Source organism: Bacillus sp. CH30_1T (assembly GCF_008364765.1).
In the GTDB taxonomy this organism is placed as follows: Bacteria; Bacillota; Bacilli; order Bacillales; family Bacillaceae_B; genus Rossellomorea.
Genome location: NZ_VTUY01000002.1, coordinates 135972 through 162659, shown reverse-complemented (window position 1 = coordinate 162659; position 26688 = coordinate 135972). Strand labels below are relative to the sequence as shown.

General features: G+C 37.3%; 25 protein-coding genes and 1 pseudogene. 17 read left to right on the top strand and 9 right to left on the bottom strand.

Features of this window, described 5'->3' with window-relative positions:
• Nucleotides 1-169: 169 nt before the first annotated feature.
• From F0342_RS25280 to F0342_RS03865, 13 genes are all read left to right on the top strand, one after another.
• Nucleotides 170-292 (top strand): hypothetical protein, encoded by a 123-nt coding sequence (locus F0342_RS25280; protein ID WP_262481632.1) that lies wholly within the window; start codon nt 170-172, stop codon nt 290-292.
• A 105-nt stretch (nt 293-397) separates the two neighbouring features.
• Complete coding sequence (locus F0342_RS03920) at nt 398-2218, top strand: polysaccharide biosynthesis protein (RefSeq protein WP_149154730.1); 1821 nt, start codon at nt 398-400, stop codon at nt 2216-2218.
• Nucleotides 2219-2230: 12 nt separating this feature from the next.
• Nucleotides 2231-3124, top strand: a complete 894-nt coding sequence (gene galU, locus F0342_RS03915; RefSeq protein ID WP_149154729.1) for a UTP--glucose-1-phosphate uridylyltransferase GalU — start codon at nt 2231-2233, stop codon at nt 3122-3124.
• Between the two features lie 150 nt (nt 3125-3274).
• The gene (locus tag F0342_RS03910) at nt 3275-4390 is read left to right on the top strand and encodes a DegT/DnrJ/EryC1/StrS family aminotransferase (RefSeq protein WP_149154728.1); all 1116 of its coding nucleotides are present in this window, start codon (nt 3275-3277) and stop codon (nt 4388-4390) included.
• A complete protein-coding gene (locus tag F0342_RS03905) occupies nt 4390-5037 on the top strand; it encodes a sugar transferase (RefSeq protein ID WP_149154974.1) in 648 nt (215 codons plus the stop codon). The genes F0342_RS03910 and F0342_RS03905 overlap by 1 nt, the downstream gene beginning before the upstream one ends.
• Nucleotides 5027-5647 (top strand): acetyltransferase, encoded by a 621-nt coding sequence (locus tag F0342_RS03900; RefSeq protein ID WP_149154727.1) that lies wholly within the window; start codon nt 5027-5029, stop codon nt 5645-5647. Before F0342_RS03905 ends, F0342_RS03900 begins: the two co-directional genes overlap by 11 nt.
• 19 nt (nt 5648-5666) lie before the next feature.
• The gene (locus F0342_RS03895) at nt 5667-6833 is read left to right on the top strand and encodes a glycosyltransferase family 2 protein (protein ID WP_149154726.1); all 1167 of its coding nucleotides are present in this window, start codon (nt 5667-5669) and stop codon (nt 6831-6833) included.
• Between the two features lie 23 nt (nt 6834-6856).
• Complete coding sequence (locus F0342_RS03890) at nt 6857-8191, top strand: O-antigen polymerase (RefSeq protein WP_149154725.1); 1335 nt, start codon at nt 6857-6859, stop codon at nt 8189-8191.
• Between the two features lie 11 nt (nt 8192-8202).
• Complete coding sequence (locus F0342_RS03885) at nt 8203-9243, top strand: glycosyltransferase (RefSeq protein ID WP_149154724.1); 1041 nt, start codon at nt 8203-8205, stop codon at nt 9241-9243.
• Between the two features lie 41 nt (nt 9244-9284).
• Nucleotides 9285-10394, top strand: a complete 1110-nt coding sequence (locus F0342_RS03880) for a polysaccharide pyruvyl transferase family protein (RefSeq protein ID WP_149154723.1) — start codon at nt 9285-9287, stop codon at nt 10392-10394.
• Nucleotides 10395-10476: 82 nt separating this feature from the next.
• The gene (locus tag F0342_RS03875) at nt 10477-11949 is read left to right on the top strand and encodes a lipopolysaccharide biosynthesis protein (protein ID WP_149154722.1); all 1473 of its coding nucleotides are present in this window, start codon (nt 10477-10479) and stop codon (nt 11947-11949) included.
• 51 nt (nt 11950-12000) lie between these two features.
• Nucleotides 12001-13377: a UDP-glucose dehydrogenase family protein gene (locus F0342_RS03870; protein ID WP_149154721.1), complete on the top strand. Its 1377-nt coding sequence runs from the start codon at nt 12001-12003 to the stop codon at nt 13375-13377.
• Nucleotides 13352-14380 (top strand): SDR family NAD(P)-dependent oxidoreductase, encoded by a 1029-nt coding sequence (locus F0342_RS03865; RefSeq protein WP_149154720.1) that lies wholly within the window; start codon nt 13352-13354, stop codon nt 14378-14380. Before F0342_RS03870 ends, F0342_RS03865 begins: the two co-directional genes overlap by 26 nt.
• A 93-nt stretch (nt 14381-14473) precedes the next feature.
• Here F0342_RS03865 and F0342_RS03860 read toward each other — a convergent pair whose 3' ends face one another.
• The 5 genes from F0342_RS03860 to F0342_RS03840 all read right to left on the bottom strand — a co-directional run bounded on the left by F0342_RS03860 (nt 14474) and on the right by F0342_RS03840 (nt 18947).
• Nucleotides 14474-15235, bottom strand: a complete 762-nt coding sequence (locus F0342_RS03860) for an SDR family oxidoreductase (protein WP_149154719.1) — start codon at nt 15233-15235, stop codon at nt 14474-14476.
• 29 nt (nt 15236-15264) lie between these two features.
• A complete protein-coding gene (locus F0342_RS03855; RefSeq protein ID WP_149154718.1) occupies nt 15265-16545 on the bottom strand; it encodes a TRAP transporter large permease in 1281 nt (426 codons plus the stop codon).
• Complete coding sequence (locus F0342_RS03850; RefSeq protein WP_188048397.1) at nt 16542-17015, bottom strand: TRAP transporter small permease; 474 nt, start codon at nt 17013-17015, stop codon at nt 16542-16544. The genes F0342_RS03855 and F0342_RS03850 overlap by 4 nt, the downstream gene beginning before the upstream one ends.
• Nucleotides 17016-17072: 57 nt before the next feature.
• The gene (locus F0342_RS03845; RefSeq protein ID WP_188048396.1) at nt 17073-18083 is read right to left on the bottom strand and encodes a TRAP transporter substrate-binding protein; all 1011 of its coding nucleotides are present in this window, start codon (nt 18081-18083) and stop codon (nt 17073-17075) included.
• Between the two features lie 225 nt (nt 18084-18308).
• Nucleotides 18309-18947, bottom strand: a complete 639-nt coding sequence (locus F0342_RS03840) for a GntR family transcriptional regulator (RefSeq protein WP_149154715.1) — start codon at nt 18945-18947, stop codon at nt 18309-18311.
• Between the two features lie 1161 nt (nt 18948-20108).
• On the opposite strand from F0342_RS03840, the gene F0342_RS03830 reads away from it, so the two are divergent.
• Both F0342_RS03830 and F0342_RS25690 read left to right on the top strand, forming a co-directional pair.
• Nucleotides 20109-20387, top strand: a complete 279-nt coding sequence (locus tag F0342_RS03830; protein ID WP_149154713.1) for a hypothetical protein — start codon at nt 20109-20111, stop codon at nt 20385-20387.
• Nucleotides 20388-20396: 9 nt separating this feature from the next.
• Nucleotides 20397-20579, top strand: a pseudogene (locus F0342_RS25690) (HNH endonuclease); the annotation flags it as partial.
• Between the two features lie 623 nt (nt 20580-21202).
• Here F0342_RS25690 and F0342_RS03820 read toward each other — a convergent pair.
• Nucleotides 21203-21802: a hypothetical protein gene (locus F0342_RS03820; RefSeq protein ID WP_262481631.1), complete on the bottom strand. Its 600-nt coding sequence runs from the start codon at nt 21800-21802 to the stop codon at nt 21203-21205.
• Nucleotides 21803-22320: 518 nt separating this feature from the next.
• On the opposite strand from F0342_RS03820, the gene F0342_RS03815 reads away from it, so the two are divergent.
• Nucleotides 22321-23127, top strand: coding sequence for a plasmid pRiA4b ORF-3 family protein (locus F0342_RS03815; protein WP_262481630.1), 807 nt, complete (start codon nt 22321-22323; stop codon nt 23125-23127).
• 412 nt (nt 23128-23539) lie between these two features.
• Here the strand turns inward: F0342_RS03815 and F0342_RS03810 are convergent, their stop codons facing one another.
• Nucleotides 23540-23779, bottom strand: coding sequence for a hypothetical protein (locus F0342_RS03810; protein WP_149154712.1), 240 nt, complete (start codon nt 23777-23779; stop codon nt 23540-23542).
• Between the two features lie 355 nt (nt 23780-24134).
• Nucleotides 24135-24947 carry an alpha/beta fold hydrolase gene (locus F0342_RS03805; protein ID WP_149154711.1) on the bottom strand — a complete coding sequence of 271 codons (813 nt, stop codon included), beginning with the start codon at nt 24945-24947 and terminating at the stop codon, nt 24135-24137.
• A 195-nt stretch (nt 24948-25142) separates the two neighbouring features.
• Between F0342_RS03805 and F0342_RS03800 the strand changes: the two genes are divergently transcribed.
• Nucleotides 25143-26177 (top strand): DnaD domain-containing protein, encoded by a 1035-nt coding sequence (locus tag F0342_RS03800; RefSeq protein ID WP_149154710.1) that lies wholly within the window; start codon nt 25143-25145, stop codon nt 26175-26177.
• 311 nt (nt 26178-26488) lie between these two features.
• On the opposite strand, the gene F0342_RS03795 is transcribed toward F0342_RS03800, so the two are convergent.
• Nucleotides 26489-26674, bottom strand: a complete 186-nt coding sequence (locus tag F0342_RS03795) for a glycine zipper family protein (RefSeq protein ID WP_149154709.1) — start codon at nt 26672-26674, stop codon at nt 26489-26491.
• Nucleotides 26675-26688 lie beyond the last annotated feature (14 nt).

The window sequence follows — 26688 nt, the reverse complement described above, 5'->3', positions numbered from 1 at the left end:
GAAGTTTTTAACCTTAGACGCTCGTCGTCATTGGTGGGATGTGAGGAAGGGTTAGATGCCCACATTTACAATTTTAATCGAAATAAGTAAAGAAAAACAATGAAAACGCTTTAGTAAATAGTTTCATATTTTGTTATTAAGAGGCAATGAGTAAGAAGGAGATTTCTAGTTGAAAAGCTTCAACCTAATGCCAAAGAGCATCAAAAAATCCATACGTTATATCTATCAAGACGCACCTTATGAGCATCTTGTCGAAATTCAACAACTAATTAACCAAGCCATTGAAAAATGACTAAAAGAATCTAAGAGAATATAGATCCCTAAGGAAAGAATATACGATTATATTTTTCCCTTAGGTATTTATTTTGTCGAAAAACAGATAAAAGGAGAGGTCCATTTGAGTTATACGAAACGAGTTTCCATGCTGATGCTATTGGATTCCATTATTGTGTTAACAGCTATTTATATCGGTTATTATATTCTTCACCCTACTTTCAGCTGGTACACCCTTCCGACACTCGTTTTCAGCTCAGTAGTTTTACTGGCGAGTCATCATCTGTTTGCTTTCGTTTACCGTCTTTACCAGAAAGCATGGGAGTACGCAAGTGTAGGAGAGATGCTGGCCATCATTCGAGCGATCACCTTCTCGATCCTAACAACGGGAGCCATCCAGTATATTGTGAATGGTGATATTTATGTGAGGGTACTTGGCGTAACGTGGATGCTGCATATCATTCTCATAGGTGGATCACGGTTCTCCTGGAGAATGTACAGAGACTACTACATAAAGACGAAACAAGAAAAGAAGCGTGCCCTCATCATCGGCGCCGGGGCAGCGGGTTCCATGCTTGTCCGCCAGTTCATGAAGAATCATGATGCTGAGATCCTGCCTGTAGGGTTTGTCGATGACGACCCAAAGAAACTGAAGCTTCAAATCTATGATGTTACGGTCGTTGGCAGAACAAAAGACATTCCGAAACTGGTAGAGAAGCTAAACGTAGAAACAATCATCATAGCAATTCCATCCATGAGTAAATCAGAAATTCAAAAAGTGTACCAGGAGTGCAGTAAGACCAATGCTAAAACGCAAATCATGCCTATGTTGGAAGATATCGTATCAGGTAAGGTGTCCGTGAACCAGTTCCGCGATGTACAAGTGGAAGACTTATTAGGAAGAGATCCGGTAGAACTGGATACTCAAAGCATCTCTGAAAAACTGACAGGTAAAACGATCCTTGTTACAGGAGCAGGCGGATCAATCGGTTCCGAAATCTGTCGCCAGGTGAGTAAGTTCAAACCCAAGAAGCTTCTATTATTAGGGCATGGGGAAAACTCGATTTACGGGATTGATATGGAACTTAGGAATAAATATAAAGAAGAGTTTGAAATCATTCCGATCATTGCAGATATACAAGACCGCTCCCGTATCTTTGAAGTGATGGAGAGTCACTCACCAGATGTGGTGTACCATGCTGCAGCTCATAAGCATGTGCCGTTAATGGAATACAACCCGAAAGAAGCAGTTAAGAACAATGTCATCGGTACGAAAAATGTAGCGGAAGCAGCAGATACATTTGGAGTGAAAACGTTCGTGCTTGTTTCTTCGGATAAAGCAGTGAACCCGACAAACGTAATGGGGTCTACGAAGAGAATCGCTGAAATGGTCATTCAGAATTTAGATAAACAAAGTGGGACCAATTTCGTTGCTGTCCGTTTTGGAAACGTTTTGGGCAGCCGTGGAAGTGTCATTCCATTATTCAAGAAGCAAATTCAAGCTGGCGGTCCGGTAACGGTTACCCATCCGGATATGACGAGATACTTTATGACGATTCCGGAAGCTTCCCGTTTGGTGATGCAGGCTGGTGCTTTGGCTCGTGGTGGAGAGATCTTTGTCCTTGATATGGGTGAACCAGTTAAGATTGTGGATCTGGCGAAAAATCTGATTAAACTATCCGGTTATTCAATAGAAGAAATCGGGATTAAATATGCTGGGATTCGTCCTGGTGAGAAGATGTATGAGGAATTATTGGGGGAGAATGAGGTTCATGGGGAGGCTGTGTTTCCGAAGATTTTTATTGGGAAGACGGTGGCGTTTGAGTATGGGAGAGTTTTGAATTTAGTAGAGAACCATGCTGACTTTGATCCTAAGTATTTATCTAACTACGTATTAGAATTAGCTAATAAAAAGGAAAAGCTATTAGTTCAAAATGTAAACTAAGGGGTGGAAGGTATGCAAAAAGTACGAAAAGCGATTATTCCTGCAGCTGGACTAGGAACGCGTTTCTTGCCAGCTACGAAAGCTCAACCGAAAGAAATGTTACCGATTGTAGACAAGCCTACGATTCAATATATTATCGAGGAAGCAGTCGCTTCTGGTATTGAGGATATTATCATTGTGACTGGTCGAGGTAAAAGAGCGATAGAGGATCATTTTGATAAGTCTTATGAGTTAGAGGAGACGCTTGCGAAGAAGGGTAAGTATGAGCAGCTGGAAGAAGTGCAGGGGATTTCGAAGCTGGCTAATATTCATTATATCCGCCAGAAGGAGCCTCTTGGATTGGGGCATGCGATATCTTGTGCGAGTCGGTTTATCGGGGATGAGCCGTTTGCGGTGTTATTGGGTGATGATATTGTTCATTCTCCAGAGAAGCCTTGTTTGAAGCAATTGATCGATGTGTATGAGAGGTATAACTCATCAGTCATTGGAGTACAGGAAGTCCCTCAAAAGGATGTTTCGAAGTATGGAGTTATTTCGATCAATCAGAATGAAATAGACAATGGTGTCTTCCATATCAATGACTTAGTCGAAAAGCCAAAGGTGGAAGACGCACCATCTAACTATGCCATCATGGGACGTTATGTGTTGCGTCCTGAGATCTTTGATATCCTGGAAAACCAAACTCCGGGAGCAGGGAATGAAATCCAACTGACGGATGCGATAAAGAAATTGAATGAGCAGCAAATGGTGGTTGGTTACGAATTTGAAGGCGATCGGCATGATGTGGGTGATAAGTTTGGGTTTATTAGGGCTACTGTGGAGTTTGCTTTGGAACGTGAAGATTTACAGGATCAGGTAATGAACTATCTTAAGAACATAGTCAACACAGAAAAAATCACTAAGTAATATATGAATATAAACATAGGTACTTAAAGAAACTTAAGTACCTATGTTTATGAAAAAGTATTTAGTAGTTTATTAGTTATGTGGATAGAGCTTCTATATATCCAACTAAGTAATAAGCAACTATATAATAGTGGGAGGAAGATTTAGAGTATGGGAGATCGAATTTTTCTTTCATCACCTCATATGAGTGATGAAGGTTATGAAATGGAATATGTAAAAGAAGCTTTTGATACCAATTGGATCGCTCCTCTTGGAGAGAACGTAAATGAATTTGAAAAAGAATTGGCTGCTAAGGTTGGTTCTAAGGCTGCAGCAGCTCTTTCTTCTGGTACTGGAGCTATACATTTAGCTTTAAGAGCGGCTGGTGTGGAAGAAGGAAATATCGTCTTCTGTCCGACACTAACATTCTCTGCTACAGCGAATCCGATTATCTATCAAAATGCAATTCCTGTTTTTATAGATAGTAATTATGAGACGTGGAATATGTGTCCTAAAGCGTTAGAAGAAGCTTTTGAAAGGTATCCTGGTGTGAAAGCAGTGATTGTTGTCCACCTTTATGGACTATCTGCTGATATGGATAAAATAGTAGAACTTTGTAAGAAGTATAATGTTGCGTTAATAGAAGATGCTGCTGAGAGTTTAGGTACTTATTACAAAGGAAAGCATACTGGAACGTTCGGAGATTATGGTATTTTCTCCTTTAATGGAAACAAGATCATCACTACATCTGGTGGTGGGATGCTAGTTTCAAATGACGAAGAACGTATTGCGAAAACAAGATTTTGGGCTACACAGAGTAGAGACAAAGCAAGGCATTATCAACATAGCGAATTGGGGTTTAATTACCGTATGAGCAATGTGGTTGCGGGTATTGGTAGAGGGCAGCTTAAGGTGTTGGATCAGAGGGTTGAGAAGAAGAGATATATCTTTGACTTTTATAAAAGAGAGCTTGGGGAACTTGCTGGTGTTGAGTTTATGCCTAGTAATGAATGGGATGAGCCGAATTATTGGTTGAGTTCGATGACATTGAATGGTCATGTTAGGCCGATAGATGTTATGGATGCTCTTGAAAAAGAAAATATTGAGTCCAGGCCAATTTGGAAGCCAATGCATATGCAGCCGTATTTTGAGGAGTATGATTTTGTTGGGACGGGTATTTCGGAGAAGTTGTTTGAGAATGGGGTGTGTTTGCCGTCTGATACGAAGATGATGGATGGGGATTTGGAGAGAGTTGTGGAGATTATTAAAGGGTTGTGGTTGAAGTAATGAAGGATTTTCAAGGTGGTATTTATAAAAGGTTTATAAAAAGACCGATGGATTTCATGCTTTCATTGTTTGCAATTATCATTCTTACTATTATTCCGGTTCTTCCAGTAATGACGATCATTGTAAGAATTAAGTTAGGTAGCCCGGTGCTTTTTAAACAAAAAAGGCCGGGGCTTAATGAGAAGATTTTTATGATGTATAAGTTTAGAACTATGACGGATGAGAGAGATGGGAATGGAGAATTACTTCCTGACAGTGTTAGGTTGACAAAGTTTGGAAGATTTCTGCGTTCTACGTCGCTTGATGAACTTCCGGAGCTTTTTAATATCTTAAAAGGTGATATGTCTATAGTAGGGCCCAGACCATTATTGGTACAGTATCTTCCACTTTATAATGAGCTTCAAAAACGGCGTCATGAGGTTAGGCCAGGGCTATCTGGTTTGGCTCAGGTTAGTGGTAGGAATGCTATAAGTTGGGAAGAGAAGTTTGATTTAGATGTGTATTATGTTGAAAAAGTTAGTTTTAAGAATGATTGGAAGATTATTTTTTCAACTATTAAAAAGGTTTTTGTGAGAGAAGGAATTAATTCGGAGACAGCAGCTACGATGGAAGCTTTCAAAGGGAATGATGGGAAACATGAAAAATAAACTTATGATTATAGGTGCTAGTGGCCATGGAAAAGTTGTCGCTGACATCGCATTGAAAATGAATAAATGGAGTAATATTGTTTTTCTAGATGATGATCAAAATGTTGATTCATCAATGGGGATTGAAGTGATCGGGACAACTGATGATGTAATTACTTATAAAAATGAATATGAAATAGTTGTAGGTATTGGTAATAATTATATAAGAGAGAAAATTCAGAATAAACTCGAAGCAACCGGAGCAAAAATACCTACGTTAATTCATCCTTCTGCAATTATTGGAGAACAGGTATACATAGGCAGTGGAACAGTAGTTATGGCTGGGGTAGTAATCAACTGTTGTACTAGAGTAGGTAAAGGATGCATCATTAATACTGCTACTTCTATAGACCACGACAATATCATAGGAGATTATGTTCATATATCACCCGGCTGCCATTTGGCGGGAACAGTGACAGTTGAAAATCTGAATTGGATAGGTATTGGAAGTAAAGTAAGTAATAATGTGATGATTACAAACGGATGTGTAATTGGTGCTGGTGCTACCGTTATTAATAATATAACTGAAGTCGGAACTTATGTAGGGGTTCCGATAAGGAAAATAAAGTGAAATATTAAGGGGGGATATTATGAAGTTGTTTTTTGAAATACAATTTTATATTAGTGTATTTATAATAGTGTGGGCAATGATTGGTTATCCTTTTTCATTAAAACTAATAGGCAAATTATATTCAGAACGTAAACTGAAAAAAGACTATACTAATCAACCTACTTGTACAGTTATGGTTGTTGCGCATAATGAAGAAAAAGTAATTTTAGATAAGCTTAATAATATTATTGAGTTAGATTATCCTCACGAAAAAATTGAGTTTTTAATAGCTTCTGATAACAGTACAGACAGTACAAATGATATTGTTAAACAATTTATTAAAGGTCATGAAGATAAAAAAATAAGACTCTATGAGGTGAAGGCCCGTAAAGGAAAAACAAATGCTCAAAACGAAGCACACAAAACAGTTACAACAGAGTATCTGGTAATGACTGATGCAAACTCTATTATGGAGCGGGATTCTGTAAAAGAATTGATGTCAGCTTTTACCTCGGATGAAATCGCCTATGTATCAGGTAGATTATCAATAGTTAATCAGGAATCTAGTGATGTAAGTGGTGCCGAAGCTAGTTATTGGGATAGTGATATGGCTATTCGAGAAATTGAAGGAAGGATTCAAACTATTACTGCTGGTAACGGGGCAATATATGCTTGTAGAACAATAGATTATTACGATTTCAATCCAATTCAATGTCATGACAGCGCGATGCCACCTTTATATGCACTCCAAGGTAAAAGAGCAATAGCAAATCATGACGCTGTAGCTTATGAAAAGGCTGGAGAGGTCATTGAAGATGAGTTTGGTCGTAAAGTAAGAATGAACAGAATTATTCTAAAATATATATTGCCAGATCTAAAAATACTAAATATTTTTAAATATAAATGGTTTTCTTATTTCTATTTTGGTCACAGGACATGTAGGTATTTGTTATGGATCGCACACTTTATTGCATTATTGTCAAATTTATTCTTAATATCTTCTTCATGGTTTTATGCTTTAACATTTGCTGGACAAGTGCTTTTTTATCTTTTAGCTTTGCTTAAGATGGTTACTAAAACGAATAATAAATATATGACTTTAATATATTATTACTGTGTGACAGTAATAGCACAATGGGTGGGAGTTTATAATATTTTAATGGGTAAAGCAAAGCCATTTTGGGAAAAGGCGGAGAGCACTAGATAGTATTTTATATTTGTAAAAATATTATGTTAGGAAGAGTTGTTATCGTGGATATATTTGCAATATTAGTAATTTTTATACAGGTATCTTTATTATTACTAGCCATTAACGTTTTTACAAAAAAACCATTTGATGTTGGAACTTTGTTCGTTTTTTTGTTTATTTTCTTCTATGCTATACCAGCATGGGATTTTTACTTCAACGGGGAACTGTTTTTAAAAGAGATACTTGATTATCATGTTGGATATAAAAATGAAAGTATAGGATTATACTTAATATTTATTACGACGTTAATAATGCTTTCTTTCTATATAGGTTATTTATTTATGATGAAATTATTGGGAAAGAAGGACCGTATAAATAATAAATATAACATTGTTTATAAGAATTATAATATTGTAGCTACAAGTTTGATGTTTTTTTGGTTAGGAATATTCTTATACAGTCTTAGTAAATATGATCAAAGTTTATGGCTATTCTTTTCTCCATCTAGAAAGGAAGGGGTATTTGAATCGGAATATATTTCCACCTTATATTTGCTAATACCTTTAACTTTATTCATATTAAAGGTATTAAAAGATTTTATAGAGGTTGAAAAAGTAAGATTAACGACTTTGTATTTAATTTTACCAATTTTATTAATATATATGACTTCAGGGCAAAGAAGAGAAATAATTAATCTAATCATTTTTATATTTGTATTTTTAACGCACATAGGTATAGAAAAAATTAAAAAAAGAAAAAAATTAAATGAAACTAGTTATAAAAGAAGCAGAATACTTCAATTAGGTGTTTTAAGTATTCTTTTAATACCTATATTATGGTGGGCTAGAGTTCTTTCAACTCAGCTACAAAGAAATGATTTAAATATAATAATGCCTTGGCAAAGAAGAGGTTTTATGGAATTGCTTTTTGGTAGCTCTTCTGGAGGATTTAAAACGTTACTATTGGGATTAGAGCATAAGGAAATCTTTGGGCTTCCGTGGGGATATAGTATTTATTTCTTTTTTACAAGTATTGTTCCAAGAAGCATCATGGAAGATAAGCCTATAATTATTAATAAACTTTGGGAAAGAGACTTTTATTTAAAAGGAAATCCCTCTACTTTTTATATAAATGAAATGTATATTAACTTTGGTGTGAGTAGTATATTTTTTAGTGGCATTTTCGGGTTGGTGTTTTCATATTTTTACAATAAATTGTATAATTCCCGAAGTATTATACGAAATGTATTCGCTTTTTTAATTTTTTCAAATGTAATACTACTATTTAAAAATGGCTTCACTCAGTTTTTTATCATCATGTTAATGACATTAACAGTAGTAGGGTTTTCATGTAAATCTATTATAAGAAAAGTTTAGGAGTAAATTTTATGAAAAAAAAAATTTATATGTTTGGGAATTTTGGTTATAGACATAATAACTTGAATGGTCAGACTATGCGGACTCGGACAATATTTGAATCCTTAATAAAATATACTCCAGAAGGAAATTATATAATCCAGTATACAGATACTTCTATAGGAGCTAATAAGAAAGAAAAAGGGTTGAATTATTTAAAGGGATTATTTAAATGGTTAAATTCAAATATAGTTATTTTTCTTCCTGCTCAAAAAGCGATTAAATTTATCTCGCCTCTATTTTATTATTTGAATTTTATACTTAAGAAAGACCTTCATTTTATTGCAATTGGTGGCTGGTTAGCTGAATTTCTAGAGGGAAATCGAGGTTATATTAAATACTTTAAAAAGGTAAATTATATTTACGTACAAACAGAGTCATTAAAAAATAAATTGGAATATATAGGGTTTGATAATGTAATATATTTCCCTAATTTCAGATTGTATAATAACAAAGAAATTAGTTTATCAAAAGTTAGTAAAGTTAAAAAGGTTGTATTTTTTTCTAGAGTTATAAAAGAAAAAGGTATTGAATTAGCTATATCCGCATTAAACAGAATTAACCAAGGCTCAGATGATAAAATTGAGCTATATATATATGGTCCAATAGGAGAGCAATATAAAGAGCAATTTGAAACTATAAAAAATAACTCTTCGTATATTTATTATAATGGTGTCTTAGAACCTAATGAAATTTTAAATGAATTAAGCAAGTACGATTTAATGTTATTTCCCACCTATTATATTGGTGAAGGATTTCCAGGAACTATACTCGATGGAATGACTGCAGGTCTTCCAGTTATTGCTTCTGATTGGAAGTATAATTCTGAAGTAATAAAGGCTGGACAGACAGGTCTATTATTTAATAATAATGATTTAGAGGATTTAATTAAAAAAATGATGATATTAATAAATGATACAGATCTTGTAAACCAAATGAAAAAGAATGCTATTTTAGAATCACAAAAATTTGAAGAGTCAAAAGTAGTTCCGAAATTAATTTCTAATTTGTAAAAGCAAAAATAATCTTTGAAAAGTATTTAGGAGGATATTTAATGAAAAAGGTTGCACTTCACGGTTCTTATTATGGAGATAATTTTGGGGATACACTCTTTGTAATCCATTTTATTAACTGGTTAAATGAAAATGAAAAAAACACGATATCTTCAATTCACTTACCCTTTGCGAGTGATAGAGTACGCAAACTGGTTAGAGTTTCAGAGAAAAGAGGAATAAGAAGTATTATTGAAGCTGATTCACTTGTTTTCTTCGGTGGAGGCTATTTAGGTGAACCTCCAGGAAAAAATAAAGTTTGGTCTTATAGATTAATAATTAGGCATTTGTCAGTAGCATTACTAGCATTTTTATTTAAAAAACCTTTTATTTTTATTGGTGTTGGGGCAGGACCATTGACAAATAAACTAGCAAGGAAGTTAACAGTATTTTTATGTAATAAAAGCAAAAAAACTGTTGTAAGAGATATTGAATCTAAAGAATATTTAATAAGATATGGCGTTAAGGAAAATAAGCTTAAAGTTACTGCTGATTCGATTTTAACATTACAGTCGCAAAATGTAGATAGTACACAATCAGCCTTAATAAAAAATAAAATTAATGTAGAGAAAAAAGATGCTTGTTTACTGATAGGTGTTCATCTCCCGATAAATAAAAATGATAATGATAAATTAATTCTTTTGATCAAAGACCTTAAAAAATATTGCGATGAAATTGGTAAGTATAAGCTTGTGGTATTTAATGATTTTTACAAAGAAAATTATGATTATCAGGCCTTTACCAATATTAAAGATGAATTTGGTGAAGAGAATGTTATAGGCATTGATTATAATAATCCTCAGCAACTTATTGCATTAATAAACGAGCTAAACATAGTAATTACAACTAAATTGCATTGTGGAATTGTAGCAAATTGCCTTGGCAAGTACACATTATCTGTTTCAGTTCATAATAAAACTAAAAGACTATACAAGCAACTAAACCTTGAAGAGAGAAATGTTGCTTTAAAAGAGTACAAATCGGGATATTTATTCGATATGCTAAATAATTTTAAAATGAATAAAAAAGAATATAATAATATTCCAGATTCTATTAGAATACTAGCTGATGAAAATCGAAAAGAACTGAATAGTTTTATAAGGAATTATTAGTATAAATATATATGAAGGCATGCACCTAAATAAATAATAGAAGTCAAGCATAATAAATTTTATTAGAGAAGATGAAAATTAAATGAATAATAAAAAAAATTCGCTAAGTGAAAGAACGTTTAATGGATTCCTATGGATGCTTAGTGGTAATGGAATTCAGGGAGTCTCTCAATTTTTAGTTCTAATAATCTTAGCAAGATTATTAGAACCCAGTGAATTTGGGGTTGTCACTGCAGCAATGGTAGTAATAGGGTTCTCAATAATTTTTTCATCACTTGGTGTGGGACCAGCCATAGTTCAAAGACCGGTAATAAATGATAACCATATCAGCACAGCATTTAATTTATCTGTTTTTTTGGGAATTATCTTTACTCTCAGTATATTTTCATTATCAGGTTATATATCTTCATTTTTCCGTATGAAAGAACTCGAAAACGTATTAAAAATTTTATCATTTACATTTTTAATTCAAGGATTTTATACTACTGCACTGAGTTTATTAGAACGTGAACTTCAGTACAAGACTATATCACTAATTAACGGGTTAGCGTATATATTAGGTTATGGTCTGACTGGAATATTATTAGGGCTAAACGGTTATGGAGTTTATGCACTTGTAATTGCACAAATAGCACAAGAGACTATTAAATTATTATTAATAACCAAGTACCAAAAACACAATAAAGAAATAAAGATACGTATGCAAGCCATAAAAGAGTTAATGTACTTTGGTGGGGGGTTTACAGTTGCGCGCATCTTTAATTATCTTGCCTTACAAGGTGATAATTTAGTTGTTGGTAGGTCATTAGGCTCTGAAGCGTTAGGTATTTATGGAAGAATTTATCAGTTAATGGCGTTACCTGCAACTTTATTTGGTCAAGTTGTGGACAAAGTATTATTTTCAGCAATGGCTAAAATTCAAACTGAACAAGACAGGTTAAAATTAGTTTATAAACGTGGTGTTGTTTTAGTATCAATGGTGGCTATTCCTGTGAGTATATTCGCATTTATGTTTTCTGGAGAAATAATCTCAGTTTTATTAGGGAATCAGTGGTACGAAGCAAAATTACCCTTTCAAGTATTAACTATTGGAATTTTCTTCAGAACAAGTTATAAAATTAGCGAATCAGTTGCTAGATCAACCGGTGCAGTATATAGAAGAGCATGGCGACAAGCAATATATGCTTTAGCAATTATTGGAGGATGCGTAATTGGTCAATTTTGGGGATTAATAGGGATTGTTATTTCTGTAAATATTGCCTTAATTATTAATTTTATATTGATGGCACATTTAAGTTTAAGCATTTTATCAATAAGATCCATTGATTTTATAAAAATTCATATGCCTGCGGTTTTAAACGGGATTACGTTGTTTCTTGCAATATCAATGTTAGATTTAAGGTTTACTAATCCAATTCTTTCTCTTATTACAAACTTCATTTTGTGTGTGATACTTTTATCATTTAATTATTTCGTTTTTCCTCAATATTTTTTGGGGAAAGAAGGGAAATGGATAATTAATTTTGTGAAAATGTATTTTAATAAAAAAAAATAATCTTGGTTTCAATATAAATCTTTTATTTCTATGAAAACGGGAGGCAATGATATGTACAAAATTGCAGTGGCTGGAACAGGGTATGTGGGCTTAGTTGCAGGGGTTTGCTTCGCAGAAGTAGGACACAAAGTAGCCTGCGTAGATATCGATCAAAACAAAGTGGAGACAATGAAGTCTGGAATTTCTCCTATTTTTGAAGAAGGTCTAGAAGAATTAATGAAAGAAAATTATGCTGCGGGAAGAATTGACTACACCACTGATTACCAATCAGCATACAAAGATGCAGATGCAATTTTCATTGGTGTTGGTACCCCAGAGCAACCCGATGGCTCTGCTAATCTATCCTATATCGCAACTGTCGCAAGACAAATTGCAGAATCGGTTGAAAAAGACTGTTTAGTTGTGGTTAAATCTACTGTTCCAGTAGGAACTAATGATAAAGTCGAACAATTTATCCAAGATTTTTTAGTAAACGATGTTAGAGTTGAAGTAGCATCAAACCCGGAGTTCTTAGCACAGGGATCTGCTGTACATGATACGTTGAAGGCAGAGAGAATTATTATTGGTACTGAAAGCAAATGGGCAGAGAATATATTAATGAATATCTACGAACCATTTAATCTGCCAATTGTTTCTGTAAACAGACGATCAGCTGAAATGATTAAATACGCTTCAAATGACTTCCTCGCTCTTAAGATTTCTTATATGAATGATATTGCGAATCTATGTGAATTGGTTGGAGCGGATATTCAAGATGTTGCAAGAGGAATGAGCTTCGATGAACGGATTGGAAGCAAGTTTTTAAATGCTGGAATTGGCTATGGTGGATCTTGTTTCCCTAAAGATACTAAGGCCCTTGATTATATTGCGAAACAAAATGGTTATGAGTTAAAGACTGTTAAAGCTGCAATTGATGTGAATACAGAACAAAAAACAATGTTATATAAAAAGGCAAGCAAAAGATTGATTACGTTTAACGGTTTAAAAGTCGCAGTACTTGGATTGACCTTTAAACCTGGTACCGATGATCTTAGAGAAGCAGCTTCTCTTGAGAATGTACCTTTACTGCTTGATCAGGGAGCAGACATCTATGCTTTTGATCCTGTTGGGAAAGAAAACTTCTCAAAAGTGTATCCGGAAGGAAGAAATGGTAAAGGGCACATCACATATGTAGATAATGTGGAAGCAGCCTTGAAAGATGCCAATGTTTGCTTTATCTTCACAGAATGGGGCGAAGTCAGAGCCATTACTCCAGAAGCGTATACAATGCTAATGAGAACACCTTTAGTCTATGACGGTAGAAACATTTATAAGGTAGAAGATATGGAAACGGCTAGAGTCGAGTATCATTCTATTGGTAGGAAAGCTGCGGAACGAAAAGGATTAGAGGAGTCGAAGTCCAATGAACTACAAACCATTAGATCCTAATAAAGTTTACCTTGTGACAGGAGCCGCCGGGTTTATTGGGTACTATCTTTCTAAGAAACTATTAGAACAAGGTTGCACTGTCGTGGGTTTAGATAATGTAAATGACTATTATGATGTGAACCTTAAGGAAGATCGGTTGGAGAAACTTCAGCCTTATGAGAACTTTACTTTTATTAAACAGGACATTTCGGATAAAGCAGCCCTTAATGAAGTATTTGAAGAATATAAACCCAATGTCGTAGTTAACTTGGCTGCACAAGCGGGGGTGCGTTATTCGATTGAAAACCCTGATGTCTATATGCAAAGTAATGTCATTGGGTTCTATAATATCCTTGAAGCCTGCAGACATTACCCTGTAGATCATCTCGTATACGCTTCCTCTAGTTCTGTATATGGCGCTAACAAGAAAGTTCCTTTTGAAGAAAGTGATTTTGTAGATAACCCAGTTTCACTTTATGCTTCTACTAAGAAATCAAATGAACTAATGGCACACACATACAGCCATTTGTATAAGATTCCTGCTACAGGTTTACGCTTCTTCACCGTATATGGTCCTATGGGCAGACCTGATATGGCTTACTTCGGATTCACGGATAAGTACTTTGCAGATGAACCTATTAAGATCTTTAACAACGGTGATTTTGAAAATGACTTATATAGAGACTTCACATATATTGATGACATAATTACTGGAATCGAAAGACTCATCACTTCCCCGCCATCTGATGAAGGTGTACGTCACAAAGTTTATAACATAGGGAATAACACTCCTGAAAAATTGATGAAATTTATTGAAACTCTGGAGAAAGCGTTAGGTAACGCACTTGGTAGAGAAGTGGAGTTTGAAAAGGTATATGAACCTATTAAGCCTGGAGATGTTCCTGCTACTTATGCATCTACTGAGCGTCTGCAGAGAGCTGTTGGATTTAAACCTGAAACTTCTATTGAAGAAGGATTGGGTAGGTTTGCTGAGTGGTATGTGGAGTATTATAGGAAGAAATAATATAAAGATACATGAAAGAATCCTATAGAAAGGTCACGTCTTCAGTGTCCAATCTATAGGATGTTTTTATAAAAATAAACTCAAACCATCAAACTACCTCCCAAGCCACCCCCCATCAACAGCCACCAAATGCCCATGAACATAATTCGAAGCCCCCGAAGCTAAATAAACAATAGTACCCTTAAAATCATCCGGCTCTCCCCATCGATCAGCTGGAATCCGATCAAGAATCTGTTTACTTCTGACCGGGTCTTCAATTAAAGCTATATTCATGTCCGTAGCAATATACCCTGGAACAATCGCGTTGACATTCACACCCTCTTTTGCCCATTCATTGGAGAGGGCTTTCGTAAGTTGTGCCACACCGCCTTTTGCTGCTGCATAGGCTGGAACGGTCAATCCTCCTTGGAAAGAGAGAAGGGAAGCGGTGTTAATGATTTTGCCTTCTCCTTTCGCAACCATGTGACGTCCTGCCTCTTGACATAATAGCCAGACCACTTTTAGATTGATATTCAGCACATCATCCCAATCGGATTCAGGAAAATCAACGGAAGGCGACCGGCGCTGAATACCTGCATTGTTTACTAAAATATCAATTTTTCCAAATGTCGAAATCACACTGGGAATAGCAGATTTTACTTCTTCTTCCTTTTCAAGATCGCATGGAATAATGGAGCACTTTCTACCAAGCTGTTCAATTTCTTCCTTCACATCAGTCTGTTCCGGATTCCTTTGAAGTAAAGCAATATCTGCTCCGGCTTCTGCCAGAGCCACTGCCATTGATCGACCAATCCCACGCGTAGCCCCCGTAATGGCAGCTACTTTATCGGTTAAATTAAATAGATTCTTAGTCATATGTATCTCTCCTTATGCAATTATAGTAATCATTCAATTAAACTAGGAATAAACGTAACAATCGACGGAAACAGCACGATTAAAACGAGTGCAAAACAAAGCACAAGAACAAATGGAATGGCACTCTTCATCGCATGATCGAGCTTAACACCGGCGGAGGAGCATGCAACAAACAGGCAGACACCTACTGGAGGAGTCAGTGTTCCAATCGCAATGTTAATGACGATCATAACTCCAAATACAATTGGATCCATTCCGGCACCCATGGCGATGGGTAATAGGATGGGAACAAACATAATTAACAGCGCAAGACCTTCAATGAACATGCCGCCAACGATAAAAATTAGGTTAATGACGAGTATAATAAAGAATGGGCTGTCTGATACACTTGTGATGAGACTGCTCAGGATCTGTGGGAAATTGTGACTCACGAGAATCCAGCTGAACAGAGAGGAGGCGGCAATGATTAACAACACATTCCCTGAACTAATGACGGCTTCCATGAAAATCGAGGACAAGTCTCGAAATTGAATACTTCTATAAACGAACAATCCCAGGATTAACGTATAGACAACCGCAATGACACTGGATTCTGTCGGAGTAAAGGCGCCTGTAAAAATCCCGCCAACGATAATGACCGGAGCAAATAAAGGGAGTATCGCTTTTTTAAAGCTGTCGATGAAATAGCTGAATGAAAAAGAGTTGGATTTAGATACACCATAGTTTTTCTTAGTGCAAATGATCCTCGACGCCATCATAAATAGAATCCCAATGAGAATACCAGGAATAATTCCTCCTAAGAATAACTTCCCGACGGAAATACTGGCGATTCCGCCTAACACAACCATCGGAATACTCGGGGGAATAATAATACCTATGGATCCTGATGCTGCTTGCAAGGCGGCGGCAAATCGTGCTGGGTATCCCAGTTTTACCATACTTGGAGTCATGACACTGCTTAGTGCAGCCGTATCAGCAGGGGCGGATCCGGAAATCCCTCCCATCATCATCCCGGAAGTGACACTCACATAACTCATGCCGCCTTTCGTCCACCCAATGATGGAGTCGGCAAAGTTCACAAGTCTTTGCGTTAATCCACTTTTATCCATGATTACACCCGTCAGCATAAAGAAAGGTATGGCCAGTAATGTAAAGCTATTCATGGAAACGAACATTTTTTGAGGAATCAACAATAGCGGAACCACCCCTTCCCATAAAATGGTGATGATCGAGGCGACTCCTAAAGAGATCCCAACCGGAACCCCCAGGATCAATAGGACAAAAAATGCTATAAACAGTAATAAAATCATCGTTTCTCCTCCTTGGATGTCGCGATTAATACGACAACAAAGATCATCGCAATGAAACCTGACAGGGGTATAATAGAATAAATGATTCCCAGATTAATAGGCAGTACAGCAGCCGTGCCAGACATATTTACCTCTACAAACTTAATTCCCTGCCAACATAACACGGCAAAAAAGGATCCTGTAATGATATGTACGAGAAGCTGAATGCCTTTCGAGAACCCTTTCAGTCGATCGGCCACTGCCGTAATCGCAATATGTTTTTGTTTATAAACGCCCATTGCGATCCCTAAAAACATTAACCAAACAAAAATGTATCGATCAAGCTCTTCTACCCAGACCATCCCATTCGAGAAGACATATCGAAGGACCACCTGAATGAAGACAAGAGAAACCAATACGGCCATAAGGAATAGAACTGCGTACATCACGAGTTTTTCCAGTCCCTGGCCAATGAGCTTTAATGTTCTCATACGTCCCACCTCCTGATTCATTCATGAAAGGGGGGCAGGGAAAGCCCCCCTATACATCTACTTTGTATCCATGATTTGCTGAATAAGATCTTTACCAAATTCATCGCTGTACTTGTCATAGACAGGCTGAACGGCTTTTCTCCATGCCTCTTTATCGGGGTTTTCTTCTATATCTAAATCGCCTTCTTCTTTCAGGTACTTAATATCTTCTTTTTCATTATCACGGATTAACTGTCTCTCAAAATTCCCGGCTTCCTTGGATGCCTCGATTAACACCTCTTGGACATCTTTTGATAGACTATTAAACTTATCTGGATTCATAATCAGGAGCATCGCTGTATACGTATGACCATCTAAGACCATGTAATCCTGCACTTCATACATCTTCGAACTTTTGATCGCGAATATTGGTCCTTCCTGACCATCGACAACCCCATGCTGTGCTGCCATATAAAGCTCGGAAAATGGCATCGGTACGGCACTGGCTCCAAGCGTCTCTGTGGCGGAAGTCAGAACTGGCCATTCAGGCGTCCTGATTTTCAGTCCTTCCAGGTCCTCGGGTGATTTCAAAGGACGCTTACTATTTACATAGTGTCTGAATCCGGATTCCCAGTAGCTCATCACTTTAAAGCCACCTTGCTCTTCCGCTTCACTGGCAAGCTGTTCTCCCACTTCGCCCTGTAATACTTTATCGACATGATCGTAATCCCTGAAGAGAAAAGGCAAATCAAACATGGAATAGCGAGGATAATATTGGGTCACACTTCCAGTCGCCACAAGCGAGATATCCACTGTTCCCATTTTCGTACCTGTAGCAAGTTCCCCTTCATCCCCTAATTGACTGTCATGATACACATCAACCTTCACATTCCCATCTGATTTCTCTGCTACTAATTCTGCAAACTTTTCGGCCCCTGCGTGGAATGGCGAAGAGGTAGGCTGATTGTGCCCCAGCTTTAACGTAACGGTTTTGGAAGCTGATCCACCCGCACTTTTTCCACAACCTGCTAACCCAATCAGTAAGACAGCTGCCATAAGCAGGCTAAAAACGTTGAACTTTCTTTTCATCTTGATTCCCCCTTTGTAATTGGACCTGTATGAAGCAGCATGAGAATCCTGATTCATACAGAGAATGTAACCGCTAACAATACACTTCAAAAAAATTTCTTTACTCCCTTAAAACATTTGTGAAAATTCAGATTTAATATTATATATAATATCTGTGATTATATATAATCTACAGGGGCACGTCAAGACCCCTACCATAAATAGATAGGGGTCTTCGTTTGGAGTCTATTTTTCAACCATTTTCATAATATGTTCTTTGAAAACGATTTTTGCTTTCTCTATATCTCTTTCTTCCAGCGTTTCCACAAGGACTTGATGATATTGATGGACTTCCTCTGGAAGGATCCGAACCTTCGGATTCAATAACGTGATATATCGTCGGATATGATTCGTTAACATTCCCCAAATGCGTAAAAACACATCTACATTGGACCACTCAATGATCGTACGATGAAACTCCATATCCAGCTGTGACTGTACCGCATAATCCTTCTCCGCGTATTTCATTTTGTCCACGATATCGTATAATTCACCGAAATGCCTTTTGGTCAGCTGGGGGAGAATTACTTCAATGGCATCTGTCTCAATCTTCGCCCTTAATGAAAACATATGATACATTTCAACGGGATTGATATCAGTTACAAAGGCACCTCTATACTTAATTGTATTAATGAGCCCTTCTTCCTCCAGGCCCCTAAGTGCTTCCCTCACCGGCACCTGACTAATCCCCAGCCTTTTAGCCACTTCTGTTTCGACAATGCGGTCGCCAGGCTTGAGTTTGAACATAATAATATCCTCTCTAAGTTTCTCTTTCACTTCATCCTTGAGGGAAATAAGCGTATTCACTTTTTTGGTTTTCGACATTTTATACAGTCCTTTATGGCTTTTAGATTTATTAGGTTATATATAATAAATTGTATTGTATATAATGATGGGTTGCAATGGGGAAGGGGAGGGGACGGTTCTCACTTAACTTTTTTCGTGATTATGGAATAAAAGAGTATCAACATCATTTCTTTATGAAACAAGAGATCTAAATGAAGACTGCATCAAATTCCTCAATACTCTCCAGAAGATTAAAATCAAATTGCACAAGTGAGGTTCAAGGAGTTTAATGAGCGAACGAATCAAGTCAAGTGTTAGAGGACCACAGTGATTCCAGCGGGAGACTATCCGATGATGAAGCCAGAGTGGAGATCAGGAAGTGCCTGGGCCAATTGGGATTTCCCTAATTGAAGAGTCTGCCGAAGGAGGAAAAGGATAGAGTGTTGAAGAGAGTGAAGAGGATTGAAGGGGTATCCTTGCAGCAGGCAGCAAGGGTTCTTGGGGTTGCGGTTCATTTTTTGTATTAGGTTGTTAAGGGGTAGAGTGGGGATCGTCCCCATTCTACCCGAACTCCTTCTACCCCTCTGTCTGTAAGCTAATGAAGAGGAAGATTTGGACCAGGAGGATCTTGTCAGACAAGCAGTTTCAATTATCGAAGTCCAGTTAGAAGAATGAGTTTTAAGTAAATCACATAGCTATATAGCTATCGAAATACTGATTTAGATAGCTGTTTTAATACATAATGGAGATAGTGGCTCATTGAGGTGCATTAAGTGGCTCTATTATCCGCACTTGGCGGCTCAAAAGTTGCACAAGTGGCTCTTTACTAATGCAATACTTACGAAATGTATATTTATAGAAAGGGGTATCAAACATGAGGGATGGCATTACCTGTAAAGCTTGTAATCAAACGAAGCATTCTCTTAATGAATATCAACGAATAAGGGGGGATCGCTGTTTTTCTTGCGGTAGTAAAGGCGAAATGAAATCTGGAAAAGACGGATATCTATACTTAATCACCCCTGGTGAGCAGTTGCCAGAAATCAAGCCGGTAGATAATTCGGATAAGAAAAGGAATAAACGACTGCCCAATTTTCTATAGCACAAGAAGAACTTGATGTTCTGGGAGTTATAGAAAAGTACAAAGGAGGAAGGATTACGGAACATGAAGCCTCTAAGCACGATGAATCCTGGCGTGCCATGGTACCTGCAACCCTTAAGCGGCAAATGAAGGATTGGAAAACCGCTGACATTGAATCTGTATATGATTTTGCAAAAGGTCAATTGGCCGTGAACAGAAAAGAAATGCTGCCCTTCGTGGTGGAGCTGTCTCAAGTAATGTTTGCTAATAATCAACAGTATGAAGATGGACACGATGAAGAATTAGATACAACCGATTCGATAACTGACATCATCATGAGCACGGTAGAAATGATCATCCTCCCTCACCTTGAGGTATTGGACATCATTCAACAATAAGGTGGTCACATAAGTTTCAGCAACCTGTGGAACAAGTCTTTTACTGAGCAATTAAAGCAAGAAGTAAAAGAACGTGACGATTGGCGTTGTGTAGTATGTGTAAGTGAAACGGATTTACATGTTCATCATAAGATCCCAAGGGACAAGGGCTGTATTCATCATCTTTATAATCTGGTCACTCTATGCTCCTCATGTCACAGTGCAATTGAAACGGCAGATGTAAATAAAGCCTTTAATAAGTGTTTAATCAACTATAAGAAAAATAAATATAGTCATAACAAAACTCTGAATATATCTATTGATAAGAAATTATTTCGAGAAGAAGTGGAGGGGGCTTTGGACAGTCTATTACTTCAGCTGAAAAAAATAGAAGAGCATGAGTTAATGGAGGAAGTGGTTGGTGTGATGAAAAGGTTGGAAGTGATTTTTTATGGGTAACTCATTTTTAATAGGAAATGGGGTTCAATTCAAGTAGGGGACGAAGAAGTTGCCGGATTGGTTCACTGGAGAAGCCGAAATTATTCAGGGGAATATTGACGAATAGTCAGAAGAGGAGAAAGCAAAGCTGTTCCTCTTTTTTATTCTATTGAAACAAAAGAGGCTAATCAAGCTGGGGAAAAGCGAATAACTTATGAACCAACTTGATAAGAAATAAGTATAAATAAGAATAAACCCATTAGCGAGCTAAAGCTTACTCTTATTTTTTATGGTTTAATATCAAAATACAATGTAATAAATCTTTGAATATTGATGAAAGGACCTTCTATTCGAAGATCCTTTTTTGTGTTAATTCGTAGACTTGTATTAATCAATATTTAAAAACAGTTCGCAACGACATTTGTTAAATTAAAGAAGTCTAGAAGCGCAGACTTAGTATTAGCGGCTAGTCCATCTGAAGCGCTATCTAAAGCTTTTCTAATGGAATCATTTCTCGAGAATCCATTAAATCGGTATTTATCATAATATTTTTTAACCTTAGATACTGTTTTTGAAACTCCACCAAGAGCTTTTATGGCTGATTTAACTTTTAATATTTTTGAAAATGGAAGGCCGTTACTGACAATCGCTATTCCAACAGCTGCAACACAACCAGCTACGCTCATTGTTTGGAAAGTACCTTCTTGAGCAGGTGGAGTTTCACTGAAAAGTAGGTTTTGATCAGAATCAACACTCACATATAATCCAGTTTTATTTTGTAACCATTGTGCCGTTTTTTCAGGACCTTGCTTTACAATACCGTTAGGAATTTTTTCTATTGCTCCTAAGATAACTTCTGTTTGTTCAAACATTTCCTCGTCTATTGCTTGGTCTTCTTCGGTAAGTCCAGTTTCAGTTGCAGCAGCAGGAAATACCGGAGCAAGTGTACTAAACAAAAATACAGCAGCGATGAATGATATGAGTTTCTTAAATTTCACGACTTTCGTCTCCTTTACAATATAATACAGTTACTCTATCATAAAATTTGAAATAAATTCTATTAAATTTACAAAAAATGTATTATTTACGCAAAAATAGTAGAAATGTTGTGGTTGAAAGGGGGTATTTTGTCATGTTAAAAGAGAAATTACCACTAATAGGTGCTTTCTGTTTATTAATTCTCACAATCGTGAACTTTACGTTTAACAATGAATCACTAACTAGTGTTGTAGGTATTTCATTGTTTATTTTAGTATTAATCTTATACGTTGTTTCTAGAAAGGGAAAAAAATCTTAATGCAGTGAAACAAGGTTCTTAGATTGAAGGAATCTTGTTTTTTTGTATATATCGCATTAAAAGTTAAAGAATTGGATCCCGATCAGTTAACCAAAGAAAGAATCGAGGTAAATGAAATAAAAACATTGAAAAAAGTATGTTCTATTATGGTTTTGTTTAATCGACCAACCCAAGAACTCTTGGTTATATGGAGCCGGGTAAGGTAATCATTTAAAGTGAATGGGTAATAGATCTAAGCATATGCTTGCTGTCGTTGCTGCTCATCAAATAGTAAATGGAGATGAATCCAAATTGAAATCATACATTGTAAGAATAGAATTAGAACAGTCCAATCCCTTAATATGGAGAAGAGTCATCATGCCAGCAGGAGCGACATATAAAAGGCTTCATGATGTCATCCAGAACATAACCAATTTTCAGAGTGGTTACCCTTATGAGGACTACCACCTGTTTGAATTTGATTTGACTGAGGATCATAAGATTGTCACGGATAATGAAGAAGCTTACCTTGAGCATCAGCATTATAAGAAAAACAAAGCCATGTATGAAGAACGGCTAAAATCCATGCCACTTGAAAGGTTGGAATTTGAGAAGAACTATCAGGAAAGATTGAAGATTGAAGTGCGCAAACCCACTGGTTTAAAGATCGATGATTACCTGGAGAAGTATAAGGAAATCAGATATGCCTATGATTTTGGTGATGATTGGCATGTCACCGTGGAGCTTGAGCAGATTGTCGATGATTACTACTTTGGTTTTCCAACCCTTCTTGACGGAGCAGAGACAGCACCCCCTGAAGATGTAGGCGGGATGCATGGGTTCTATGAATTTCTTAAAGCATATCGTGATGAGAAGCATCCAGAGCATGAGGTCATGAAAGCGTGGGCTGAATCATCATATTTCAGGGAATATGATCCTGATTGGATCAACGAGAGACTCAAAGCGCTTAACTATAAGAAGACTGAGTGGAATATGATTAACCACGAGGGGTATAAGATAATTGAGGATAAGTATCGGAAGAAATAAGGCTGTTAGGATAACATGGGGACGGTTCCCACGCTACTTTTTTCATAAATATGGTGGAATAAAAGAGTTTCAAGATTGTTACTTTATGAAACAAAAGACATGAATGCTGCCTGATTACAGACAAGAAACCTTACCTTTCTTGCCGTCTAATTGACCACCGTTTGCCTAGGGTGTTAGGACCATCTTCTTGGGCGGAGAACCTAGTGAGCTGTTATTATCTCAGGTCTTTTTTGGTTAAGTATGGTAAAACCTTAAGGATCGAAGTGAACTCCTTTTTGGTGGGTGTTTATTTGGAGCTGCGTACGGTTGCGGTGCCAGTTTAGGTTGTTTCATTTTTACTGTAATCCTCCATTTTTTTACAAGCAGAACAATTTATATGTTCTTTCTTATTATGTGGAGAAATATATTGTTACTATTTTAGAGTAAAGCTTAAAATAACTATAAACATTATTGAAAACCCTATCCAAAATATCATTTTTGAATTTTTTTTGGTTCTTGGAAACACAAGTCCAATAGTAAAGAAAATCCCAATCCCAACTACCAAAAAGAAAAATTCCGATATTGCTTTAGGGTATGTATATATCCCTAAAATTAATGTACTGATTATTATTGAGAGATTGTACACGAGTTTATTTCTCTGTTTTCTATCCATAAGTACCCCTCCAATTAAGAACTTAAGTTTATAATCTTTATTAAATTCACCTATAAATTTACCATACTCTTCCTGATTTTTTACAGAAGATTCCTTTTTCGGATAAAAATAAGTCCATATACATATTTTCTAAATTAGTGGAAAAGGATGATTTCACCGAAAGATAACATAGGGACGGTTCTAATTCTACTCTAGTTAAACGGGAAAGGTTCCCATTCTACTTTTTATTAAATATGGAATTAAAGAGTAGACTAATCACCCGTCTCTATTTAGTTCCGGGACAAGGGGGGAGGGGACGTCCCATAATCTCACCTTTTCTTTTAGAACGAATGAAATATAAGAAAAAAATGTGTTATCAATTCCCTTCCAAAAATCCCTCAACAATCCCATTAAACTTCTCACTATACTCCCAAAACATAAGATGTCCTCCCAATACCTCCACCGACGCTTTAGGCGCAAGCTTCCTCAGATTGGAGGTCGCAACTTCAGCCCAGTGCTCGGCGACAACATATAGAGTCGGTACGGATTCACTGCTTTCTGCCGCCTCCACACGATAATCCGAGAAGAGCCCGGAAGAAAACAAATTAGCGGCAATATAGTAAGGTGTTTTCAGTGATTGCTCGACAATCCATACCAATTCTTCTTCCTTCAGCTCCCGTTGGACCATGACTCCGGTGGCATAAGCAGCAATGAAATCCCGTTGTCCTTTTGGATTACGAAGGTAGTTCGTGTAGGCCGCAGCCATGTCATCAAGCTTGCCTTCCACCCAGTCCTCGTCTTGTTGAACAGATAGAGATTTTGGCGGCATATCAATGAGGACAATGGATTTGATCCCATCCGTACCGAATTGGCGGATATATTCCCAAACTGTTAGGCATCCGAATGACCAGCCGACAAGCGTTACATTCTCGACCTTTAATTGCTTCAATACCTTTTCGAGATCAGTTCCATGCGTGACATAGTCATTCCCGTGAACCGTCATGGTGGACCGGCCATGGCTTCTCGGATCCATCACAATCGTACGGTGAGTTTTTGAAAAATGCTTGACCTGCTCGGAAAAGACTTCTGTAGTAAATGTAAAGCCTGGAATAAATACAATGGGCTCCCCACTGCCGATATCCTGCACAAATAATTCGATTCCTGGTTCCACTTCAATATAGGTGTTCATAGCTGTCCCCCTGAAAGTTTGTCATTTTGTTTCTAAATTATATTCGGCATGACGTTATTTCATATCGGAAATTATTGATAAGACCAGTACTATCGTAATAATGGAATCTTTCTAAAAAATATTCTTCAAGAGGTGTCCTTTTTCTCTCTTCCAACCTATTTAAAACATGAATAGATAAGAAGGGTGGAAGAGAAGATGAAATCAGGATGTCAGGTAGTGGATCAAATCGGTGAATTGGAGATTGTGGGGAATATCGTTCCTCATTTATGGTATAAGAACATTACTTTTTCAAGCGGGAAGGCCCATTTTGTGGCGATTGCGTTACTCGCGGATATCGTATATTGGTACAGACCGACGATGATGAGGGATGACAGCGGAATGATCAAAGGGGCCAGGACGAAATTTAAGGGGGATATGCTTCAGAAGAGCTATCAGGCATTTGCCGATACATACGGATTTACAAAGCGGCAGGTGAAGGATGCCATCGACTTTCTTGTGGATCATCATTTGCTTGTCCGGGAGTTCAGAACGATTTCTTCATCGAGCATTATATTAAGCAATGTGATGTATGTGCAGCCGATTGCTGAGAATGTCAAACGGGTGATGAATGAACGGTGTAACGTGTCTGAACTTGTTTCCATTTGCCCACCTGATACGTCCGAACGTACCACGTCATCCCCTTCAAAGGAAGGTCTGTCCCATCAGGGGGAGGGGGCTCCTGCGGTGGAAGAGGGGACATATACAGAGAGTACTTCAAAGAATCCTTCAGAAAATAATGAACAACAACAACAAAGCGCGGGGGAGTGTCCGCTTACCTTTTTCAAAGACAATGAATTCGGCAGGCTGGGGTCTTATATTCAAGAGAAAATCAAAACCTGGTGTGAAAGTCTATCCGAGAGCCTCGTCGTGGAAGCGATGAAGCGAGCGGTTGAACAGGGGAAACATTACTGGAGCTATGTGGACGCGATCCTGGTGAAGTGGGAGCAGTTGAACGTGCGGGATGTGAAGGATGCGAGGGCGAAAGAGTTACAGATCATGTTCGAGAAAGTGTATAAGCGAAACGTACAAAGTGGGGGAAGGAAACCGGTTCGAACGGAAAAGCTGCCGGAATGGTTTACTGAAGATGAGGCAGCGGAGGAAGACTGTGACGCGGAGTTTGAAGTGGAGAAAGCTAAGTTGATGGCGGAGCTTGAAGAGTACCGGGAGCGTGGGATTGGTGTCGTTAACTAAAGTGATTTTGAATGAGAAAAGTTTGTCCCATGGTATCCTTCTGAACCGGATTCTTGTATATAGAGGGGGAAGGAGGAGATGAAATTGGGACAAACAGTGAACCGCCCCCTTGCTTCCCTCGGTCAATAATAGATGGGAAGAGAAGGGACGGATCTCCCGTTTTAAAATCCTTAATCTGAATGAGATCTCTGTCCCTTATTACTCTCGAGGCATGAAAACTTCATCATTTTTGTTTGGACTCAAAGGCTAGAATGAAACCGGTGAAATTGGAGCTTGATGAAAAAGGGACAAATCCCTGTATACTAGTCTCATCAGAACCATTTCTTCTTAGCAAAGGGCTGCAAAGAGATTCCTGTTGTAACGCCTAGACAAAACCCGATGACAAGCCCTATGGCAGTATCTTCTACGATCGGGATAAAAATGACAATGCCGATCGTAAGACCGATGATCATGCCGAGAATGTATAGAATCACTTTTTTTAAAACTGAATCTTTCATGTGTCCGACACTCC

Excerpts from the sequence above, each read along its gene's own strand:
- F0342_RS03830 (WP_149154713.1), top strand. The coding sequence starts at position 20,109 with ATGGTACCTGCAACCCTTAAGCGGCAAATGAAGGATTGGAAAACCGCT.
- galU (WP_149154729.1), top strand. The coding sequence starts at position 2,231 with ATGCAAAAAGTACGAAAAGCGATTATTCCTGCAGCTGGACTAGGAACG.
- F0342_RS03855 (WP_149154718.1), bottom strand. The coding sequence starts at position 16,545 with ATGATTTTATTACTGTTTATAGCATTTTTTGTCCTATTGATCCTGGGG.
- F0342_RS03870 (WP_149154721.1), top strand. The coding sequence starts at position 12,001 with ATGTACAAAATTGCAGTGGCTGGAACAGGGTATGTGGGCTTAGTTGCA.
- F0342_RS03875 (WP_149154722.1), top strand. The coding sequence starts at position 10,477 with ATGAATAATAAAAAAAATTCGCTAAGTGAAAGAACGTTTAATGGATTC.
- F0342_RS03910 (WP_149154728.1), top strand. The coding sequence starts at position 3,275 with ATGGGAGATCGAATTTTTCTTTCATCACCTCATATGAGTGATGAAGGT.
- F0342_RS03805 (WP_149154711.1), bottom strand. The coding sequence starts at position 24,947 with ATGAACACCTATATTGAAGTGGAACCAGGAATCGAATTATTTGTGCAG.
- F0342_RS03795 (WP_149154709.1), bottom strand. The coding sequence starts at position 26,674 with ATGAAAGATTCAGTTTTAAAAAAAGTGATTCTATACATTCTCGGCATG.
- F0342_RS03880 (WP_149154723.1), top strand. The coding sequence starts at position 9,285 with ATGAAAAAGGTTGCACTTCACGGTTCTTATTATGGAGATAATTTTGGG.
- F0342_RS03895 (WP_149154726.1), top strand. The coding sequence starts at position 5,667 with ATGAAGTTGTTTTTTGAAATACAATTTTATATTAGTGTATTTATAATA.
- F0342_RS03845 (WP_188048396.1), bottom strand. The coding sequence starts at position 18,083 with ATGAAAAGAAAGTTCAACGTTTTTAGCCTGCTTATGGCAGCTGTCTTA.
- F0342_RS03900 (WP_149154727.1), top strand. The coding sequence starts at position 5,027 with ATGAAAAATAAACTTATGATTATAGGTGCTAGTGGCCATGGAAAAGTT.
- F0342_RS03885 (WP_149154724.1), top strand. The coding sequence starts at position 8,203 with ATGAAAAAAAAAATTTATATGTTTGGGAATTTTGGTTATAGACATAAT.
- F0342_RS03800 (WP_149154710.1), top strand. The coding sequence starts at position 25,143 with ATGAAATCAGGATGTCAGGTAGTGGATCAAATCGGTGAATTGGAGATT.
- F0342_RS03865 (WP_149154720.1), top strand. The coding sequence starts at position 13,352 with ATGAACTACAAACCATTAGATCCTAATAAAGTTTACCTTGTGACAGGA.
- F0342_RS03860 (WP_149154719.1), bottom strand. The coding sequence starts at position 15,235 with ATGACTAAGAATCTATTTAATTTAACCGATAAAGTAGCTGCCATTACG.
- F0342_RS03815 (WP_262481630.1), top strand. The coding sequence starts at position 22,321 with ATGGGTAATAGATCTAAGCATATGCTTGCTGTCGTTGCTGCTCATCAA.
- F0342_RS03850 (WP_188048397.1), bottom strand. The coding sequence starts at position 17,015 with ATGAGAACATTAAAGCTCATTGGCCAGGGACTGGAAAAACTCGTGATG.
- F0342_RS03810 (WP_149154712.1), bottom strand. The coding sequence starts at position 23,779 with ATGGATAGAAAACAGAGAAATAAACTCGTGTACAATCTCTCAATAATA.
- F0342_RS03890 (WP_149154725.1), top strand. The coding sequence starts at position 6,857 with ATGTTAGGAAGAGTTGTTATCGTGGATATATTTGCAATATTAGTAATT.
- F0342_RS03840 (WP_149154715.1), bottom strand. The coding sequence starts at position 18,947 with ATGTCGAAAACCAAAAAAGTGAATACGCTTATTTCCCTCAAGGATGAA.
- F0342_RS03905 (WP_149154974.1), top strand. The coding sequence starts at position 4,390 with ATGAAGGATTTTCAAGGTGGTATTTATAAAAGGTTTATAAAAAGACCG.